Source organism: Undibacterium sp. Xuan67W, assembly GCF_049340165.1.
GTDB lineage: Bacteria > Pseudomonadota > Gammaproteobacteria > Burkholderiales > Burkholderiaceae_D > Undibacterium.
Genome location: NZ_JBMPPN010000007.1, coordinates 93,341 through 113,094, shown reverse-complemented (window position 1 = coordinate 113,094; position 19,754 = coordinate 93,341). Strand labels below are relative to the sequence as shown.

General features: G+C 49.0%; 17 protein-coding genes. 10 read left to right on the top strand and 7 right to left on the bottom strand.

Annotation, left to right across the window (positions count from 1 at the left end):
- Positions 1-133: 133 nt before the first annotated feature.
- The 6 genes from thrC to ACO0LE_RS08680 form a co-directional block, all read right to left on the bottom strand.
- Positions 134-1,594: a threonine synthase gene (gene thrC, locus ACO0LE_RS08705; protein WP_422960004.1), complete on the bottom strand. Its 1,461-nt coding sequence runs from the start codon at positions 1,592-1,594 to the stop codon at positions 134-136.
- A gap of 225 nt (positions 1,595-1,819) precedes the next feature.
- Positions 1,820-2,710 carry a formate dehydrogenase accessory sulfurtransferase FdhD gene (gene fdhD, locus ACO0LE_RS08700; protein WP_422960003.1) on the bottom strand — a complete coding sequence of 297 codons (891 nt, stop codon included), beginning with the start codon at positions 2,708-2,710 and terminating at the stop codon, positions 1,820-1,822.
- Complete coding sequence (locus ACO0LE_RS08695; RefSeq protein ID WP_422960002.1) at positions 2,692-2,991, bottom strand: hypothetical protein; 300 nt, start codon at positions 2,989-2,991, stop codon at positions 2,692-2,694. The genes fdhD and ACO0LE_RS08695 overlap by 19 nt, the downstream gene beginning before the upstream one ends.
- 13 nt (positions 2,992-3,004) lie before the next feature.
- Positions 3,005-5,329 carry an FdhF/YdeP family oxidoreductase gene (locus ACO0LE_RS08690; RefSeq protein WP_422960001.1) on the bottom strand — a complete coding sequence of 775 codons (2,325 nt, stop codon included), beginning with the start codon at positions 5,327-5,329 and terminating at the stop codon, positions 3,005-3,007.
- Between the two features lie 300 nt (positions 5,330-5,629).
- Positions 5,630-7,273, bottom strand: a complete 1,644-nt coding sequence (locus tag ACO0LE_RS08685) for an OFA family MFS transporter (RefSeq protein ID WP_422960000.1) — start codon at positions 7,271-7,273, stop codon at positions 5,630-5,632.
- A gap of 503 nt (positions 7,274-7,776) precedes the next feature.
- The gene (locus ACO0LE_RS08680; RefSeq protein ID WP_422959999.1) at positions 7,777-8,349 is read right to left on the bottom strand and encodes a helix-turn-helix domain-containing protein; all 573 of its coding nucleotides are present in this window, start codon (positions 8,347-8,349) and stop codon (positions 7,777-7,779) included.
- A 147-nt stretch (positions 8,350-8,496) separates the two neighbouring features.
- Here ACO0LE_RS08680 and kbl point away from each other — a divergent pair, with 147 nt between their 5' ends.
- The 10 genes from kbl (at position 8,497) to ACO0LE_RS08630 (ending at position 18,860) form a co-directional block, all read left to right on the top strand.
- Entirely contained in the window at positions 8,497-9,738 is a 1,242-nt protein-coding gene (gene kbl, locus ACO0LE_RS08675) for a glycine C-acetyltransferase (protein ID WP_422959998.1), read from the top strand.
- 33 nt (positions 9,739-9,771) lie between these two features.
- Positions 9,772-10,737 (top strand): NAD-dependent epimerase/dehydratase family protein, encoded by a 966-nt coding sequence (locus ACO0LE_RS08670; protein ID WP_422959997.1) that lies wholly within the window; start codon positions 9,772-9,774, stop codon positions 10,735-10,737.
- A gap of 103 nt (positions 10,738-10,840) precedes the next feature.
- On the top strand, positions 10,841-12,229 hold the full coding sequence (locus tag ACO0LE_RS08665; RefSeq protein WP_422959996.1) for an L-serine ammonia-lyase: 1,389 nt from the start codon (positions 10,841-10,843) through the stop codon (positions 12,227-12,229).
- 250 nt (positions 12,230-12,479) lie between these two features.
- Positions 12,480-12,935 carry a universal stress protein gene (locus tag ACO0LE_RS08660; protein WP_422959995.1) on the top strand — a complete coding sequence of 152 codons (456 nt, stop codon included), beginning with the start codon at positions 12,480-12,482 and terminating at the stop codon, positions 12,933-12,935.
- Between the two features lie 185 nt (positions 12,936-13,120).
- Complete coding sequence (locus ACO0LE_RS08655) at positions 13,121-13,759, top strand: response regulator (protein WP_422959994.1); 639 nt, start codon at positions 13,121-13,123, stop codon at positions 13,757-13,759.
- A gap of 275 nt (positions 13,760-14,034) precedes the next feature.
- Positions 14,035-14,430 (top strand): response regulator, encoded by a 396-nt coding sequence (locus ACO0LE_RS08650; RefSeq protein ID WP_422959993.1) that lies wholly within the window; start codon positions 14,035-14,037, stop codon positions 14,428-14,430.
- 21 nt (positions 14,431-14,451) lie between these two features.
- On the top strand, positions 14,452-15,357 hold the full coding sequence (locus tag ACO0LE_RS08645; RefSeq protein WP_422959992.1) for a helix-turn-helix domain-containing protein: 906 nt from the start codon (positions 14,452-14,454) through the stop codon (positions 15,355-15,357).
- Between the two features lie 76 nt (positions 15,358-15,433).
- A complete protein-coding gene (locus tag ACO0LE_RS08640; protein WP_422959991.1) occupies positions 15,434-16,273 on the top strand; it encodes a universal stress protein in 840 nt (279 codons plus the stop codon).
- 207 nt (positions 16,274-16,480) lie between these two features.
- Positions 16,481-18,436, top strand: coding sequence for an MASE3 domain-containing protein (locus ACO0LE_RS08635; RefSeq protein WP_422959990.1), 1,956 nt, complete (start codon positions 16,481-16,483; stop codon positions 18,434-18,436).
- 97 nt (positions 18,437-18,533) lie between these two features.
- Complete coding sequence (locus ACO0LE_RS08630) at positions 18,534-18,860, top strand: flagellar basal body rod C-terminal domain-containing protein (protein ID WP_422959989.1); 327 nt, start codon at positions 18,534-18,536, stop codon at positions 18,858-18,860.
- 73 nt (positions 18,861-18,933) lie between these two features.
- Here ACO0LE_RS08630 and ACO0LE_RS08625 read toward each other — a convergent pair whose 3' ends face one another.
- Entirely contained in the window at positions 18,934-19,752 is an 819-nt protein-coding gene (locus ACO0LE_RS08625; protein ID WP_422959988.1) for a sulfite exporter TauE/SafE family protein, read from the bottom strand.
- Positions 19,753-19,754: the final 2 nt, after the last annotated feature.

Genomic DNA, 19,754 nt, shown 5'->3' with positions numbered 1-19,754 from the left:
GAACGAACGAAAGTATTCGTTGTGTGTAGACCGGATATTGTGCATCTCCTGATATCTATTTTTTTAAATTCTCATAAAAAACCGGAAGTATTTTTCAATACGTCCGGCTTTCAGATTCTGGCTCGCTGCTATTCTACAAACCAGTGTGACTCGCGATAAACGATTTCATTTTTTCGACATCCGCCGTCATTACCTCGAATCGTTGCGGCAAGGCTTCAATGTTTTCAAAACCAGCCGGACGCTGTGCGTCTCGTCCCAGCGCTTCTTTTATGGTTTCATTAAACTTTGCTGGCAAGGCGGTTTCTAATACGATCATCGGGACACCTTGCTCCATGCGCTCCATAGCAACCTTGATACCGTCAGCCGTATGCGTATCAACCGTAATGCCGTAATTTTTTTCAACCTGACGTATCGTCGTCAAACGATCAGCATGAACAGATTTGCCGGACTCAAAACCGAAGCGGGCGATTTTATTAAACTCATCGCCATCACTGCCTGGCTTACCGGATAAATCAAAACCACCTTCCGTTTCTACCTTGCGAAATAAGGCTGCCACGCGGGCACTGTCGCCGTCCAGCAGATCATGGATGAAGCGTTCAAAATTGGAGGCCTTAGAAATATCCATCGACGGGCTAGTGGTATGCCAGGTCTCGGCTGATTTTCGTACGCGGTACACGCCGGTGCGGAAGAATTCATCCAGCACATCATTTTCATTCGTCGCTACTACGAGCTTGGCAATAGGCAGGCCCATCATGCGAGCGATATGTCCGGCACAGATGTTACCGAAATTACCCGATGGCACTGTGAACGAAACCTTTTGATCATTGCTGCTAGTCGCGCTCAAATATCCGCGGAAGTAGTACACCACCTGCGCGACAACACGTGCCCAGTTGATCGAATTAACAGTGCCGATTTTTTGACGGGCTTTGTAGTCAAGATCATTGGAGACGGCCTTGACCATGTCCTGACAATCATCAAACACACCTTCGACAGCGATGTTAATAATATTCGGATCTTGCAGACTGAACATTTGCGCAGTCTGGAAGGCACTCATTTTTTTATGTGGTGACAGCATAAAAACACGGATACCTTGTTTGCCGCGCATCGCATATTCAGCGGCACTACCCGTGTCACCGGAGGTTGCACCAAAAATGTTGAGCTCGGCCTGATGCTTAGTCAGGGTGTATTCAAACAAATTACCTAGCAATTGCATCGCCATGTCTTTGAAGGCCAGTGTCGGGCCATTCGACAGGGCTTGTAATATCAGTTTGCGGCCATCTTTGTCTTCCAGAACGCGCAAAGGCGTGATTTGCGCAGTATCCTCGCCCGCACGGACATTACGGTAGACATCCGCAGTGTAGGTTTTATCAGTGATGGCTTTGAGATCAGCGACGGGAATATCTGTCGCAAATTTTTTGAGCACTTCCAATGCCAGGTCGGCATAGGACAGTGTGCGCCAGACATTGAGTTCCTCGCCGCTCACTTGCGGATAAGATGTTGGCAAATACAGGCCTCCATCAGGAGCCAGACCACCTAAAAGTATTTCGGAAAAATTGGGGTGTGCGGCATATCCGCGAGTTGAAGCGTATTGCATAGGATGACTGACGAAATTGGAAGAGTTGGACGAATATTCTTTGTATTATATCGCCCTTACCCTGCTCCAGCCTGCGAAAATTTGGTCAAACCTCGGTTTAGAGCGATTCTGCGCCTTTGGCTGTACTCATGGCAAAGTCAGCTGTACGTAAATATCTGACCAGAATGAAGTACCTGGAAAATATTATCAGATAGTAATAGCTTCATTTATATCTTAACCCGCACCCTATCCGGCCAGACGCTCAGGGTGGCTGTACACGACAAAACCTTTTTCACGGACGAAGCCAATCAGGCAAATGCCCGCACGTTCGGCAATACTGATTGCCAGTGTGGTCGGTGCTGAGATGGTTGCGAGTATCGCGATACCGGCACGTGCCGCCTTTTGCACCAGCTCGTAGCTTGCACGACTCGTCATGACTGCAAACCCGGTCCGGGATGCAAGTGATGTCGCTATCAACGAGGTGGCTGATTGTTCGCGGAACTGACGCCGAGTATCAGCCGTCAATGCACCAATCAATTTATCGAGTGCATTATGGCGGCCGACGTCTTCTCTGACGATCTGTATTTCGCCATGTAAGTCACTCCATGCAGCCGCATGTAAAGCACCGGTCAACGCGTTGACGGGTTGCTTAGACTGCAACTCTTCAAAAGCTTTTGCCAATGCCTGTTTGCCGACTTGTACATCACGAACAATGAATGGCGCGGCCAAATCCAGAGCCGTCAGGCTCTCAAGTCCGCACAGGCCGCAGCCAGTTTTACCGGACAAACTGCGTCGCTTATCTTTTAAACGCACGAAGCAATCGGACGCAATCGTAATCTGTACTTCTATACCCAATGCCGGTGCACTTTGTATGCACTCAATATCGTAAATCTGATCAGGCCGATCCACGATTTGCTCTGCCAGACTGAAGCCAATAGCGAAGTCTTCCAGATCCATGGGCGTTGCCATCATGACGGCATGAGAAACACCATTAAAAACCAGCGCTACCGGAATTTCTTCCGCAATGGCATCATCGGTACGCTCGCTTATGTTGGTGGAAAATTTGTGTCGTTCGATGGACAAGCGACGGCTGGCACGCGCCATTTCATCGGGTTGAGTCATTTTGTCGCGATGCATGCTGCACGCCCTTTTTCAGTCAATATCAGCATCGTTCTGTCGCCATCTTGTTCGACATGCACCCAGCCCAGACCTGGTTGCTGGCCTATGCAGTAGTCACCCAGATAGGCAACACAGCGCAACAAGCTGCTATGTCGTGCACGGAGCTTCTTACTCAGACGTGCGATTGATACAGGTTCAGACTGCGTCGCCAGCTCTGCCAGCAACACATCAGCCAGATCGGCAACCGGATTAGCGCTCGGCTGTCGATCTAGTCGATCTGTTAGTACATCCTCTGTCATTGTTTACCCGAAACTATTGCACTGCTATCGCTGGCACAGTTGCCTCTATGTGGGACGTAATCACGACCGGAATCGATTTAGAGGTCGGTGTACGGGCGTAATCAGCGAAACTCGACAAGGGAACCAGGCCGTTTGTTTCGGGGAAATACGCTGCCAGGCAACCACGCGGAATATTGTATTCCACAAGCATGAAGCGTTTCACCTGACGTCGCGCATTATCATCACACAAGCTCTCGATATCGACCCAGTCGCCAGCCTGCATCGCCAGCTCAGCCATATCGTCCTTATTGATGAACAAGACTCTGCGCTCACCAAATACGCCGCGATAGCGATCATTCATACCGTAGATCGTGGTGTTGTACTGATCATGCGAACGCATCGTCGCGAGATTAAATACCGGCGAGCTGCGGCTCTCGCGTGCCTGATGAATCGGCAAATCCGTCGGTACCGCATGCGCATAAAAGTTCGCTTTATTTGTCGCCGTTTTCCACAAACGCTCTGATGCAGTATTGCGCAAATGAAATCCGCCCGGCACTTTAACGCGGGTATTAAAGTCGGCAAAATCATCGAACACAGCAGCAATCTTGTCGCGGATACGGTCATAGTCAGCAACCAGCCACATCCAGTCGGTTTTGCTGCGTCCCTTCAGCGTTGCGGCAGCCAGTCTGGCAACAATCATGGGCTCAGACAAGAGCTCTGGTGAGGCCGGCGCATTAATGCCTGAGGACAAATGCACCATGCTCATGGAATCTTCGACACTAACCGCTTGCGGCCCGGTAGCCTGAATATCAATTTCTGTACGTCCAAGGCACGGCAGAATCAGGGCTTCACGTCCGCAGACCAGATGACTGCGATTGAGCTTGGTCGCCACATGCACGGTCAGGGCGCAGTTTTGTAAAGCCTTGTGCGTGAGCTCTGTATCAGGCGTCGCCGTGGCAAAGTTACCACCGAGCGCGAAGAAGACTTTATTTGGCGCATCCAGCATCGCCTGAATTGCGCCAACGGTGTCATAACCATGCTCCCGTGGTGGCACAAAATCAAATACCTGTCCAAGCCTGTCCAGGAAAGCCGTATTCGGTTTTTCATAAATGCCCATAGTGCGATCACCCTGAACATTGCTGTGACCACGCACAGGGCAAGGTCCGGCACCGGGACGACCGATATTGCCACGCAAGAGCAGCAGGTTGACGATCATCTGGATCGTAGCGACAGAATGCTTATGCTGCGTAATACCCATGCCCCAGCAGGCAATAACTTTGCCGGCCGCCATATAGATATCGGCAGCACGCTGAATCTGCGCACGCTCCAGGCCAGATTCACGCACAATCACATCCCACGGCTCCGCCAATACTTCCGCAGCAAACTGATCAAAATTCGCAGTATGTTCAGCGATAAATTCGACGTCGATAATACGCTTGGCACCGGCAGCCTGCACCGCAACATCGGCTTCAAGCACACATTTAATCATGCCCTTGACGGTTGCCAGATCACCACCGATTTTCAACTGAAAATAGTCGGATGAAATCGCCGTCGATTGCCCGCTGATCATTTCTGTCATGTCTTGCGGATTCTGGAATTTTTCCAGACCACGTTCACGTAGCGGATTAAACGACACAATCGCCGCGCCGCGCTTCGATGCGCCGCGCAATTCACCCAGCATACGCGGGTGATTGGTACCGGGATTTTGTCCAAAAATCAGAATTGCATCGGCAATCTGGAAATCCGATAAAAGCACGGTTCCTTTGCCGACACCGATCGCTTCACGCATCGCGAAACCCGACGGTTCGTGACACATATTCGAGCAATCGGGGAAATTATTCGTACCGAATTCACGCACGAATAATTGGTATAAGAAAGCCGCTTCATTACTAGTGCGCCCCGAGGTGTAAAAAATTGCATCGTCCGGCGATGGCAAGGCATTTAAATGCGTCGCGATCAAATTGAACGCACTCTCCCAGGAAATCGCCTGGTAACGGTCGCTGCTGCGATCATATTGCATAGGCTGGGTCATACGCCCCAGACCTTCTAGCCAGTAATCGCTATGAGTGGTGAGTTCTTTAACGGTGTGCGCGGCGATGATATCCGGTGTTGCGCGACGCGCGGTCGATTCGGCAGCGACTGCTTTGGCGCCGTTTTCACAAAATTCAAAAGTCGAGGTGTGATCTGCATCAGGCCAAGCGCAGCCAGGACAATCGAAACCATCGGGCTGATTCGCAGACAGCAGGGTCTTTGCACCTTTGCCAGGAATGCCCTGCTCGATAATTTGTTGCGCAACGCTTTTCAGCGCACCCCAACCACCCGCCGGGCGGTTATAGACCTGAACCACTTTTTTATTCATAACAACCTCAAGCATCAACACTGCAAACCAGTCAGTTTCTTACATCCTCTATGTATTGATCAATTGAACTAAGCGAACGAACCGAACATATACACGAAGAGACCAAGTGAAGAAACAAACAGGGGGAAAGAAAGATTCATCGACTATTAACTACTATTTACTAATTACGGCTACTTTAGATACTTTAATTACTGCTATTTATTACTGCTTAGCACTCACTAACACTGATTAAAACTGAATAAGTCTACCTCAGAAAAAAAGATCGCACAGAGGCGATCTTTTTTTTTGCTTAGTCTGCTCTTATTTGAACAAGACAATCGCTTTTTGCAAGGTAATCCATATACCAATTGAGAGCGGAATACCTACCGCTGCCCAAGCAAATACGACCGTAACCGGGCTGCTAACCGTAGCAGCAACGACCACACCGTTACTGTCAGTGGTCGCTGCAACGCTGCGATCATGGGCAAGCTTGCGCTCAGCGGCTAACTCTTCTTCGGTCATAAAGACGCTGTCCTTCACCGGGCGGACCAGTAAATTACAGATAAACCCAAGCACTAACATCCCTGCCAGAATATACATGGTGACGTCATAGGCCTGGGCTTTTGGTACGCCATGTGCCAGCTGATATTCACGGATATACGTCACCAGAATCGGACCGAGTACACCAGCAGTTGACCAGGCAGTCAGCAGACGACCGTGGATAGCACCGACCATTTGTGAGCCGAACATATCAGCGAGATAAGCAGGCACGGTCGCAAAACCACCGCCATACATCGACAAAATAATGCAGAAAAACAGTACGAACAACGCCAGACTGCCCGCATGTGCCACGGTCGGAATGGAGACATACAAAATGAAACCGAGCATCAGGAAAATAAAGTAAGTTCCTTTGCGACCGATGTAATCAGAGATCGATGCCCAGAAGAAGCGGCCGCCGATATTAAACAAGGACAGCAAACCGGTAAATGCCGCAGCAATGGTCGCAATCTGTTTCTTTTGATCGCCGGTCAGGTCATTGAAACCAATATCAAGGCCGATCAATTTACCGCCGAATACTTCTTGCAGCAAAGGTGACGCCATTCCCAAAATACCGATACCGGCTGACACGTTGAGGCACAACACGCCCCAGATTAGCCAGAATTGCTTAGTCTTCCAGGCTTTGGACAAATGCACATGCTTGCTGGTGATCATGGCGTTATTCGCCGCAACAGGTGGTGTCCAACCCGCTGGTTTCCAGCCGGAAGCCGGTACGCGATAGCCGAAGGCACCTGCCATCATGAAGACGAAGTAGATTGCCGCCATGACCAGGAAAGTTTCCCATACACCGACTGAGGTCGGTGTAGCGAAATGACGCATCAGCCAATCTGCCATAGGCGAGCCGATCATCGCGCCACCGCCGAAACCCATAATCGCCATGCCTGTAGCCATACCGCGACGATCCGGGAACCATTTAATCAAAGTGGACACGGGCGAGATATATCCCAGACCCAGGCCGATACCACCGATCACACCACCACCAAGCCATAGCAACCAGGCTTGATGCGAGTACACACCGAGCGCAGAGATCACCAGACCACTACACCAGCAGATCGCCGAGACGACACCAGCTTTGCGCGGACCTGCATGCTCCAGCCAGCCACCAAACAAGGCCGCAGAAGAACCAAGGAAGAGGAAGAACAAAGTGTACATCAGGCTCAGCGTGGAGATTTTCCAGTCGCAGTTGCTGGCAAAAAGTTCGGCAATTAAGCCCATGTCCGCAGCACAGGCAAGCGGCTTGTCAATACCGATCGCTTTAGACAAAGGCAACCAGAATACTGAGAAGCCATACGCCATCCCAATACATAGATGAATTGCAAGGGCGGCAGGTGGTACCAGCCAGCGGTTGAAACCTTCACCAGCAATGGTGCGTTCCTTTGCCAGCAAGGAATATTGAGATTGAGACATATAACTCCATCCTTAGCTTGATCAAGCTTGAATAATTAAGGGGAAATGGCCAAACAAATAGCATGAGCATTTAATCAAATGCTAGTGAATTGTCTTATGAAAAATTCTTTTTGACAATTCATTAAATTGTAGCAAGATTGTTTTGCAACATTTCCTTACTGCATGCAAGGTTAATCAGGATTTTTTTCCACATACATGATGACGCTACGCAAATAAGTCTGGCAATCGCACCCACAAGGCAAACAAGATATACAGGGAGGAAGTATTTTTATAAGGCACTTATAAAAAGTGCGGCAAAAGGGTATTTTGTTAAAAAATAAGGGGAATATATTATTATCGGTGCAAAGTCGGTACAAAATCGGTGCAAACGCACTTTACATCAGAAAAATTACATAAGAATAATATCCGCAATCCAAGATCAGGTTGGAGGCGGTTGATGATCACTGGATGCCGTTTTTTTCCCAGCACCAGAATCTACAATAGCAGTCATCAATCAGCCAGCATTAGCGATGAATAACAACCATCAGAGCCTTTGCCTCGGTCTTGCCTATATTGCGTATCGCGTGATTTTTATCTGCCTCATAACGCGCCGTGCCGCCGACCTTGAGTTTTTTCTTCACGCCATCGACCTCCACCTCGACACTACCGTTCAACAGGGTTAAATGCTCAGTAGCACCCGGATCATGCGAGTTTGAGACCAGCGCACCACCCGGCGCCAGACTGAGCTCATACCACTCATATTTACCCGCCAGCTCCATAGGGCCGAGAATTTTTAGTACATAACCGGCATGCTCACCCGGCAAAGTCGGCGTCTCATGAGGCTCCAGCATGCGGATCACATCGACTTTCGGTGTCTCTGCCGATAGCAACTCGGCAATACCAACACCCAAGGCATTGGCCAGACGCCATGCGACGGCGATGGTCGGGTTGGCTTTTTCCCTCTCGATTTGTGACAGCATGGATTTTGAGACTCCCGCGGTACGGGATAAATCCTCCAGCGTCAGATTGCGATCCAGACGCATTCTTTGCAGAGTTGCACCGACTTCGGGCGGGGTATTAGCCAGATTTTTTTTCATATTTCCACTTGCATAGTTTTATAAGCACAGATAATATCCACTATATCGAACTTTAGTTCTACATATCGAATATTTCAATAGATTGAAAACATCTTACCAGAGTGCAACGCTGCTGGGATGTTTTATTCAGTTACACCGGAGGCGACCATGAGCACAACAAGCACAGCAACAACAACACCGACCGCAGATACTACCCAGTCAAAACAAAATTTTTTTAGCGGTCTGAGCCAGAATCTGGACACGCTGCGCCAGCAAGGACTGTACAAACCTGAGCGTGTGATTGCCTCCCGCCAAGGTGCAGAAGTGACCTGCGACGATGGTCGCCAACTGATTAATCTATGCGCAAACAACTATCTTGGCTTATCGGGCGATGAGGCGATGGTACAAGCCTCGATCAAGGCGACAGAGCAATATGGTTATGGTCTGTCCTCGGTACGCTTTATCTGCGGCACGCAAACAGTACATAAACAGCTGGAAAGCGCAATCTCCAGCTTCTTGGGAACAGAAGATACTATTTTGTATGCAGCGGCATTTGATGCAAACGGCGGCGTATTTGAACCTTTGTTCGATGAAAATGATGCGATTATTTCCGACGCACTAAACCACGCCTCGATCATTGATGGTATCCGTTTGTGTAAAGCAGCACGTTTCCGCTATGCACACAACGATATGGCGGATCTGGAAGTCCAATTACAGGCAGCTGCCGGCAAGCGCCATCGTGTGATCGTGACCGACGGGGTATTTTCAATGGATGGAACGATTGCCCAGCTCGATAAAATTTGCGATCTGGCGGACAAATACGATGCGCTGGTAATGATTGATGAATGCCATGCATCGGGCTTCATGGGTGCAACTGGTCGCGGCACACATGAACACCACAATGTCTTAGGCCGTATCGACATCATCACAGGCACGCTGGGCAAAGCACTAGGCGGCGCAATGGGAGGCTTTACTTCAGCGCGTAAAGAAGTGATCGATACCCTGCGTCAAAAATCCCGCCCCTACTTATTTTCAAACACACTGGCACCCTCAATTGCCGGCGCATCACTTGCCGTGTTGGAGCGATTGTCCTCGTCAACCGAATTACGTGACCGCTTGCATGCCAATACAGCGCATTTCCGCAAAGAAATCGCTGCACTCGGATTTACGATCAAGCCTGGCACACATCCGGTGGTGCCTGTGATGCTGTTCGATGCGCCTATCGCCCAACAATTTGCGGCTCGGCTATATGAACTCGGCATTTTGGTAACTGGCTTCTTTTATCCAGTGGTACCGATGGGGCAAGCCCGTGTGCGCGTGCAATTGTCTGCGGGACACACCACCGAACAACTGAACACCGCTCTCGCCGCCTTCGCCCAGGCGGGTCGCGAACTGGGCTTGATCAAGTAAATCCAATTCAATCATAGGTACTCAGGAAATCACATGGAAAAAATATTAGTCATTGGTGCCAACGGCCAGATCGGTAGCGAACTAGTTGACGCCTTAGCAGCACAGCACGGCGCAGACAATGTCGTTGCCGCCGATATCAGCCCAAACAGCTTGTACGGCGCCAAGATCTATCAGGTTATCGACGTGCTGAATCCAGCCCGCCTTGCCGATGTCGTTGAGCAATATCAAATAAGTCAGGTCTATCAACTGGCCGCATTGTTATCTGCGACCGGAGAACAGGCGCCGCTAAAAGCCTGGACTCTGAACATGGATGGCTTGCTAAACATTCTGGAACTCGCCCGTATCCGTGGCGAAGCGGGTAAGCCAATGAAAGTCTTCTGGCCATCGTCGATTGCCGCATTCGGCCCGAACACACCAGCCGTCAATACACCGCAATATACAGTCATGGATCCAAGCACGATCTACGGCATCAGCAAACTGGCGGGTGAACGTCTGTGCGAATACTATTTCCAGAAGTATGGTGTTGATGTGCGCAGTATTCGCTACCCTGGCATCATCAGCTACAAGTCACCTCCTGGCGGTGGCACCACTGATTATGCAATTGCGATTTTCCATTCTGCCTTGCGTGGTGAGCGCTATGAATGCTTCCTCGAAGAAGAGACAACGCTGCCCATGATCTACATGCCCGATGCGATCCGTGCCACGATTTCTCTGATGGATGCCCCTGCAGGCAAACTTTCTATACGTTCTTCCTACAATGTCGCTGGTTTAAGCTTTAATCCACGGGAATTAGCCCTCGCAATCAAACAAAATTTGCCAGGCTTTGACATACACTACGCCCCGGACAGCCGCCAAGCGATCGCTGCAACCTGGCCACAGAGCCTGGATGACAGCACCGCCAGCAGAGACTGGGGATGGCAAGCGCAAATCGGTCTGCAACAATTGGTAAGCGACATGTTGAAGAACGTCAAAATCAGTAACGGAGCGCTTGCTGCATAAAACAAAAAATCCGGATCAGCGAGACATTCTGGCATCGCGATGATAGTGATCATAGCGGTGCGGAATCAGACTTGATCAGGATATACGAGACAAAGGAAAATATATGGACATGCGGGTATTTGATTTATTTAAAATAGGTGTAGGTCCATCCAGCTCCCACACCGTCGGCCCTATGCTCGCGGCGCGACGGTTTTTACTCGAATGTCCTGAATTATTTAAAGTCAGCAAAGTCCAGGTTGCGTTATACGGCTCGCTGGCCTTGACCGGTCATGGTCATGCAACGGATAAAGCCGTGTTGCTCGGGCTCATGGGCGAGACGCCGCAAGATGTAATTCCCGACACAGTAGAAGACAAACTCACGGCCTTGGCTGACAGTGGCAGCATGAATCTGCTGGGAGAATATCCAGTCAAATTCGACATGATGGACGATCTGTTGTGGCACAAGCAGGAGGTCTTGCCAGGTCACCCGAACGGTATGCGTTTTATGCTGACGCGCAATGACGGCACGGTATGCGAGCAAGTGTTTTACTCCACTGGCGGCGGTTTCATTTCGACTGAAGCAGAATTACATCAATCTGCTCAAGGCACTGCCAACAGCGCTACAAGCTCCTCACTGCCCTTTCATTTTGGGACAATGGCCGAATTACTGGTACACGGTCAGCGCAGCGGACTCTCCATCGCCGCGATGCTGCGCGCCAATGAAATCACGCGTTGCAGCGATGCCGAACTGGATGCCGGTGTCGATAAGATCTGGTCTGTCATGAAGGGCTGTATTTCGCGGGGCCTGCAAATCTCCGGTGAGTTACCCGGTGGTCTGCACGTTAAACGACGGGCGGCCAAATTGTGGCGCAGCGCCAATGAAAGCGCGGATGTATTGCCGCATGACGGCATGCACAAGGTGAGCCTCTATGCGATGGCCGTTAATGAAGAAAACGCCGCTGGCGGTCGGGTAGTTACTGCGCCGACTAATGGGGCTGCGGGCATCATTCCTGCGGTTTTACGCTACTATGCAGAAGACTGCAAACCAAGTAATCCCGAGCAAGGCATACGGCAGTTTTTGTTAGTCGCCTCGGCGATCGGCATGCTATGTAAAAAGAATGCTTCTATCTCTGGTGCAGAGATCGGCTGCCAGGGAGAAGTCGGTGTCGCCTGTGCCATGGCAGCGGCAGGATTGACTGCTGCGCTCGGCGGCACCAACGAACAAATCGAATCCGCCGCCGAAATTGGTATCGAACATCATCTGGGAATGACCTGCGACCCTATCGGCGGGCTGGTACAAATTCCCTGTATAGAGCGTAATGGCATGGGTGCCGTAAAAGCAATTACCGCAGCCTCTCTTGCGCTGAGGAGCGACGGCACGCATCACGTCAGTCTGGACCAGGTGATAGAAACCATGCGTCAGACCGGTGCGGATATGCAGACCAAGTATAAAGAAACCTCTTTGGGCGGTCTGGCCGTTCATGTAGTGACCGTCAATCACGCCGCTTGTTAGGCAGAGGCAGCATGCTATATGCTCCATTGCCCGCTCATCCAATCGAGTCTTACAGCAGATCAGGCCTCCATATCTATTATCTGCTGCGGTTTAATACATTAATCTGACTCTATTTGTAATTCTCAAAAAATAAACTACTATTTTGATAGCGACTTTGTGCTGACGCAAAGTCTCGCTCGCTGGAGCATCTAGTCTGTAGATATCGTCCGCTCACTTGATACTGGATAGTTAATACAAGGGAAGGCATATCATGTACAAAAAGATTCTTTTACCCGTTGATGGCTCAGCGCTCTCACTAAGTAGCGCCAACGCAGGACTAGAACTCGCTCAACAATTGAAAGCAAGCGTCGTTATTGTATTTATTGCGCCAACCTTTCAATACCCAGTGTACGGCGAATTCATTCCACCAGTCACCCAGACCGAAGAGGAATATCAGGCAGCAATGCGAGCGCTCGGTGACAACTATTTTCAGCCGATCAAAGAATCTGCAAACATGATGGATATTGCCTGCCAAATTGAGACGAAATTCAGTGATTCAACAGCCAAAGAAATCGTTCATATTGCCGGTCAATACGGCTGTGACCTGATTTTTATGGGATCACATGGCCGCAGTGGTCTTGGCAATTTTTTGCTTGGTAGTGTTACGACTAAAGTTCTATCTATTTGTCAGATTCCGGTATTGGTGCACCGTATCAAACAAAGCTAGAAATGACGGCTCGACATACTCAGATCACAATCCGGAAGAAATTGAAAGAAAGCTGACGCAGCAAGCTAGCGCACTTCTAGAAGTCCCCAGTTGTAAAGTACAATACGCTTTACCTCATAGCAATCTTTAATGACTGCGGTGAGGTAAAGCGTATTTTATTTTGCTATTCTTACCCTACTCTATCAATGATTCGCATACTGATTGCAGACGACCACACCATCATGCGCGAAGGCTTAAAGCGCATTCTGGACGGCATTGAAGATATAAAGGTTGTGGCCGAAGCAGTAGATGGATTCGATACTCTGGAAAAAGCAAGGATAGGTAATTTTGATGTGTTGCTGATGGACTTGTCCATGCCAGGACGCAGCGGTGTTGACCTGATTCGCCAAATCAAGGATGAGATGCCTAAATTACCGATCCTGATCCTGACCATGCATGAAGAAGAACAATATGCGGTACGGGCAATCCGTGCTGGTGCAAGAGGTTATCTGACCAAAGAGAGTGCTGGCACACAACTGGTAACCGCTTTACGCAAAGTCGCCTCAGGACGTCCATATATCAGCATGGAAGTTGCCGAACAACTCGCGATGTCCGCTATGCCCGCCGACAACGGATTGCCGCACACGCAGTTATCCGATCGTGAATTCGAGGTGTTTAACCATCTCGTAAAGGGACGTTCTATTACTGAAATTGGCGACCTGCTACACCTCAGCGTAAAAACGGTGAGCACGCATAAGACACGTATTCTGCAAAAAATGGACATGACCAATATGTCTGACCTTGTGCAATACGCGATTGCCCACCATTTGCTTCAATCTGTCTGAACGGCACTGAGCCCCTCTCTTAGGCGCACGCGCATGAGACAAGATTGTGCGCCTATCCTGCTTAAAACCTGATAAGACGAACTGAGTCACCGCTCTTCTGCTAGGAATATTCCTACAAGAGACTCAGTAATTTCCGCCATCCAAATAAGCATTCTCTGATGTAAATCAATTCCTTTACTGATCATAATGAACTCATGCGAACACATGCATGTGTCCGTAAATTTATCTCAAGAATTATTGAGAAACGCATTAAAAATTTACCCAAGATCAGAAAAATGAGCCCGAGCTTAAACCTGTACATCGTTGAAGATTCTGTACTGATCCAAAATCGCTTAGTCGGTTTCATGGACGATCTGCCTGATGTTCATATTGTCGGCGTCGCAGGTGATATCAAGAGTGCTTACCAGGCGATTCTGGGCTCGGACACCAACGCGATGATTTTGGACGTACAGCTTAGCGATGGTAACGGACTGAGCTTATTAAAAAGCGTCAAACAAAAGAAACCTGACGTCAAAATTATCGTACTCACCAACCACGCTACCGACGCAAACCGCTTGCAAGCCATGCGAGCCGGTGCCGATGGTTTTCTGGATAAGTCCACCGATTTCGCACAAATACCACGCATCCTGCATAACTGGATTCATGCAGAGCCATCAAAGAATTTGAATTAATCTACCTCGTGAGGGAAAACCATGTCTACAGCCACTGTTTCTACATCGTTGTCGAATATCGAAGTGACCACCAGCCCGACCGCTTATTTGTCGGCAAGCGTATCGGCATCCGCGTCTAATGATGCTGGCTGGCGCTGTCACGGCACGCTATGGTCTAACCTGCATGAAGTGTGTGACTTGCTCGGCATTGCAACCCCGGCAGCGTCCGATGACGAACAAGTTTTGTTCCAGCATGTGCGTTACAAAGCTGGTCAGCGTATCCATACCATTGGTCAGAATTTCGATACTTTGTACATCGTCAATTCTGGTTTTTTGAAAACCGTATTAATCGACGAATACGGCAACGAGCAGGTATTAAGCTTTCCCATGAAAGGTGATTTGCTAGGTATCGACGGCATACATACGCAACGTCACGCATCGGAGGCAGTTGCTCTCTCTGATTGTGATGTGATCTTAGTACCGTACACAATATTTTCGTCTCTAGGTCGCCTCTATGCAGAATTAGAACAAGCCATGTTCCGAGCCATGAGCCGCGAATTAGTGCGGGAACAAATCATGATCGGTATGCTCAGTGCATTAAGTGCAGAAGCTAAAGTAGCCCGCTTTTTACTTAATCTGGGTGAGCGTTTTGCACAACTCGGTTATTCGAACAAACTATTTAATTTACGCATGACTCGTCACGAAATTGGTAGTTATCTGGGCTTGACCCTAGAGACAGTCAGCCGCACCTTATCTGCCTTCAATGAATTAGGGCTGATCCGTGTTGAGCAACGCCAGATTGGTATTCTTGATCCCGTCGCATTAAAAACACTACGTCGTTTACCACCTGCTAAAACCCGTCTCAAAGTAGGTGAAAAAGTCACCGCCCTCGTAGGAAAGAGCTTACTCCCGCAATGGAGTAAAGAAGTTGCGGTTGCACTGAATTAATATAAGCTTAGTTAATATATCGGCACCTGGCCTTAACCCTGGGATCAGCTTTCTTTATGACATCAAGGAGTCCGACATGACTTACAAAACCGTACTGGTCCATCTGGATGAATCAAGCCGCTCTGCGCTCAGAGTCAAGGTTGCTGCAGAGATCGCGATTGCGGACAATGCGCATCTGATAGGCACAGCAGTGACAGGTGTTTCACGCTTTATCTATCAAGACGGCAACATCAGCGCCAGTGATCCTAATTTGACGATCCATCTGAATTTTTTACGTGAACGTGCAGAAAAAGCGATCGCCAGTTTTGGTAAAAGTATGCAGGAATTCGGCGTGGCATCTTTCGAGAGTGTGATCGCTAACGATGAGGCAGGCGGCGGCATCGGCTTACAGGCGCGCTACAGCGATCTGGTCGTGGTCGGCCAAACGAATCGTGATGAGCCTTCGCCTTCTGTATTGCCAGACTTTCCTGAATATATCGTGATGAACTCGGGTCGCCCAGTATTAATCGTTCCTTATACCAGCGATTTCAGTACGGTTGCAAAACGTCCGCTGATTTCATGGGATGCCAGCCGAGAATCGACACGTGCTGTCACCGATGCGATTCCCTTATTAAAACGTGCGGACTTAGTACAGGTTGCTATTTTCAATCCAAAGGCAACACCAGATGCGCACGGCGAACAACCGGGTGCGGATATCGCGCTCTACCTTGCGCGTCACGGTATCAAAGTAGAAGTGTCAGTACATAAGACTTCGACCGATATTGGCAACGCCCTGCTTTCACTCGCTCATGACTTAGACAGCGACATGCTTGTAATGGGTGGTTATGGCCACTCACGTTTCCGTGAAATGATCATGGGCGGCGTGACCCGAACTATTTTGGAAAGTATGACCATTCCCGTTTTGATGTCACATTAAAATTAGCATTGATACCATCGTTGGATGAAGGCACGAGAATTCGTGCCTTTTTTTCGTCTACCTTTTTTCGCCACCAATTTTTATCGCCGCTATTTTCGTCAGAGCTAAAAGCAAAGATGGAGAAAACCATATGACATGCAAGAAACTCCCCTAAAATACAGGCTTGTCTGATTCAACCCGGATTTAACCGCCCGGATCCGTCGCCCTATGTTGCTGCATACTCCCAAAGAACTAAAACAAGCCAAATGGATTGCACTGTGCCTGCTGGTGCTGTCTTGTGTCATGTGGCTGAACAAAGCCAACTTCGCTCATTACAAAATCGTTGCATCCTTACCTTTGCATACGGCATTAGAAACAGCAACTATCGTTATTTTTTCTTCTGTGTTTATCGTCTGCTGGAACGCCTTTGGTGAGCGCCGTAAAAAGAGTAGCGTCATACTCGCCGTCGCTTTTTTATGCACGGCGATTTTAGGTTTTTTTCACGCGATCAGTTTCCAGGGTATGCCGGGTTTTTTGCAAGCAATTGATATGCATAAATCACTCAGTTTCTGGCTCATGTCGAGGCTGATCGTCGCTCTCACCTTGCTAGGGCTGACACTTAGTTCCCGAGATACGTTTTCATCGCCGTCACAATCAGTTGCGGTACTCGTCGCGGGAGTCGTGTTGACCACTATTTGCGTCGTTTTCATCTTAATTGCGCCTGAGTACGTACCTTTGACTTACTCAGCGGAATCAGGCCAGACAACTTTCAAGCTGGTGGGTGAGTCACTGTTGATCGGCCTCAATGTATTGACTGCGACTCTGTTATATCGTCAGGCTGTCCGTATCAAGGGCGAGCACGCAGAGGAGCGGCTGCATATCGATAGAGCTTCGTTATTTGTCGCCAGTTCAACTATGGCGATGTCGGAAGTGTATTTCTCTTTATATACCGATACCAGCGATATCTATGTCATCGCAGGACATGTTTATCAGTTTCTGGCAGCAACGGCGATCTATCGCAGCATGGTTGCTGTGAATATTCATGCCCCTTACGCTACCTTGAGCGCCGCAAATAAAAAAATTGCGAGGAGTGCCGACGAATTGTCTGTCCATAAAGAACGCCTTACCGGCATCATCGAAACCGCGATTGATGGCATCATCACCATTGATGAGCATCAGAATATCATTCTGGCCAATCCTGCTGCTGCTGCAATGTTCGGCTATGCTATAGAGCAAATGACCGGTACCTCACTTAATGCAGTAATTCCGGAGCGGCATCGTAAATCGCATGGCAGCCACGTCAAAAAATTTGGCCAGACTGGCGACACAAGGCGAAAAATGGGTGGTGATTTTGAGGATTTTTATGTCACAGGCTTGCGCGCCAGCGGTGAAGAATTTCCCATCGAAGCATCGATCTCAAGCTTGATGGAAAATGGACATCGCTTCTATACCGTGATTTTCCGGGATATCACTGAGAGAAAAATTGCTAAAGAAAAAATGGCTCAATATCATTCACAATTGAGTCAACTCTCCAGTGCATTACAAAGTATCCGGGAAGAGGAGCGCAAACATATCGCACGCGAACTACATGATGATCTCGGTCAACTTCTGGCTGCATTGAGGATGGATTTATCCCTGCTGCAACGCGATGCCGAGATGTCGGGCAAATCACAAAAGGCCTTGTCCAGCATGGATCAGTTGATATTAACTTCCATCACAACCTTACGCCGCATTGCAACCGATTTACGCCCACGCGCGCTGGATGAAGGGGGGCTCTACTTTGCACTGCAAACATTGCAAAAAGATTTTACCCAGCGCCATCAGATCGAATGCCAATTACGGGCAGACGAGGACCTGCTCAACCTGGATGATGCACATAGTACGGCGATCTTCCGGATTATCCAAGAATCACTGACGAACGTAACGAGGCATGCTAAGGCGAATAAAGTCATGATTGAGTTTGAGCGTACAAAGGACGAGCTAAACTTTTCCATCAGTGATAACGGTCGCGGCATTGAGGAAGAAGATATGCGCAAATCACGTTCGTTTGGACTGGTAGGAATGCGCGAGCGGGTAAAAGCAATGCAAGGTGAATTTTCAGTCGGCAGCAATCATGGCGAAGGTACGCGGATAGAAATCCATTTGCCGCTGACAAGCACTATATTTAACGAATCCGGCGCGTGAATTACCCTAAATTTGAGTCATCATTTGAACAATCACAGGGGTCAGCTTAAAAGCGTAAAGTGGCGTATCCTGACGATGTACTTTCCGGAGAATGATTATGTCGATTTCAGCCCTTAATGCAGGTTTATCAGGCTTGCAATCTTATCAACGCGCCTTGGATAACTCAGCAAACAGTGTTGCGAATGCCAGTACTAATGGATTTCAAGCGCAACAAGTGTCATTTCAGGAGCAAAAAAATGGCGGCGTTACTACCACAATTAGTAATGGCGTAGAAACAGATGGCAGCTCCACTACCCCTAGCGGCACGGATCTAACAAAAGAAATTATTCAATCTTTAGAGTTTAAAGTAGGATTTGACATCAACGCAAAAGTCGTCAAAACGGCAGATGACATACTTGGCACGATTATCAATATCAAAGCGTAATCGTTAACTACCTCCGACTGTGTTTAGCAGTGTTTTGCAACTTACAGCTGAGTCGCCCACCAATCCAGCAAACTCATCTAGGCGTGATGCACAAAAAATCAGGCATCAGCGACATATCAAAATACCATAAACCTGAGAGTCCGATTGTCAGTAGCAAGCTCGCTGCACCAACACGGACATATCGCGCATAGCGGCTAATTTTTGCGTATCGTATGAGACCTGGTGCCAACAACAAATAGGGCAAGGCACTCAGACCAAAAATCAACATCAACATCGCACCAGACCATGCGTCACCCGCCAGCAATGCAAACGGTGCAGCACCATACAATAAACCGCAAGGTAAGCATCCCCAAGCCATACCGGTAAAAAACGGATACTGGGATGCATTACGCATCGCCAGACTCAGGATATTAGTGACAGAAGAGTTCAGGCGAGCAAATAACGCTGACGACGGAATTAATGCCAGAACCAGATCTGTCCAGCCTGACAAACGCATTCCCAAATAAATTAATGCGAGATTCCCAACTACAAATAAGATCTGCTGAACCGGCAGATAAGGTCTGAACAGCATACCGGCAGTCCCAAGGCTGCCAAACAATGCGCCAACCAACATATAAGTAAAAATACGCCCGGCGTGCCGTAAGATTGCGGGAGGAATGACCGAGGCAACACTGTGTACAGTAGCTTGACCACTGGCACCAGGTGCGGCGTCTGCTACTTTGATATGGATCACCTTTTTTGTGGCAGAGTCACCCGATGAGTTCTCGTAACCGAGGCGTTCACCATCCGTGTAACCCAGCAGACTGGAGATTCCTCCGCACATACCAACGCAGTGAATCCCGCCTGCGAGACCAGCGGACACTGCAGCAATGACGAGTGGCAAAGTCAACATAA

What these genes read in the sequence shown, in the direction of transcription:
- ACO0LE_RS08680 (WP_422959999.1), bottom strand. Translation starts at nt 8,349, where the DNA reads ATGAAAAAAAATCTGGCTAATACCCCGCCCGAAGTCGGTGCAACTCTG.
- ACO0LE_RS08670 (WP_422959997.1), top strand. Translation starts at nt 9,772, where the DNA reads ATGGAAAAAATATTAGTCATTGGTGCCAACGGCCAGATCGGTAGCGAA.
- kbl (WP_422959998.1), top strand. Translation starts at nt 8,497, where the DNA reads ATGAGCACAACAAGCACAGCAACAACAACACCGACCGCAGATACTACC.
- ACO0LE_RS08640 (WP_422959991.1), top strand. Translation starts at nt 15,434, where the DNA reads ATGACTTACAAAACCGTACTGGTCCATCTGGATGAATCAAGCCGCTCT.
- ACO0LE_RS08625 (WP_422959988.1), bottom strand. Translation starts at nt 19,752, where the DNA reads ATGTTGACTTTGCCACTCGTCATTGCTGCAGTGTCCGCTGGTCTCGCA.
- ACO0LE_RS08650 (WP_422959993.1), top strand. Translation starts at nt 14,035, where the DNA reads ATGAGCCCGAGCTTAAACCTGTACATCGTTGAAGATTCTGTACTGATC.
- ACO0LE_RS08685 (WP_422960000.1), bottom strand. Translation starts at nt 7,273, where the DNA reads ATGTCTCAATCTCAATATTCCTTGCTGGCAAAGGAACGCACCATTGCT.
- ACO0LE_RS08635 (WP_422959990.1), top strand. Translation starts at nt 16,481, where the DNA reads ATGTTGCTGCATACTCCCAAAGAACTAAAACAAGCCAAATGGATTGCA.
- ACO0LE_RS08645 (WP_422959992.1), top strand. Translation starts at nt 14,452, where the DNA reads ATGTCTACAGCCACTGTTTCTACATCGTTGTCGAATATCGAAGTGACC.
- thrC (WP_422960004.1), bottom strand. Translation starts at nt 1,594, where the DNA reads ATGCAATACGCTTCAACTCGCGGATATGCCGCACACCCCAATTTTTCC.
- ACO0LE_RS08695 (WP_422960002.1), bottom strand. Translation starts at nt 2,991, where the DNA reads ATGACAGAGGATGTACTAACAGATCGACTAGATCGACAGCCGAGCGCT.
- ACO0LE_RS08655 (WP_422959994.1), top strand. Translation starts at nt 13,121, where the DNA reads ATGATTCGCATACTGATTGCAGACGACCACACCATCATGCGCGAAGGC.
- ACO0LE_RS08690 (WP_422960001.1), bottom strand. Translation starts at nt 5,329, where the DNA reads ATGAATAAAAAAGTGGTTCAGGTCTATAACCGCCCGGCGGGTGGTTGG.
- ACO0LE_RS08660 (WP_422959995.1), top strand. Translation starts at nt 12,480, where the DNA reads ATGTACAAAAAGATTCTTTTACCCGTTGATGGCTCAGCGCTCTCACTA.
- ACO0LE_RS08665 (WP_422959996.1), top strand. Translation starts at nt 10,841, where the DNA reads ATGGACATGCGGGTATTTGATTTATTTAAAATAGGTGTAGGTCCATCC.
- fdhD (WP_422960003.1), bottom strand. Translation starts at nt 2,710, where the DNA reads ATGCATCGCGACAAAATGACTCAACCCGATGAAATGGCGCGTGCCAGC.
- ACO0LE_RS08630 (WP_422959989.1), top strand. Translation starts at nt 18,534, where the DNA reads ATGTCGATTTCAGCCCTTAATGCAGGTTTATCAGGCTTGCAATCTTAT.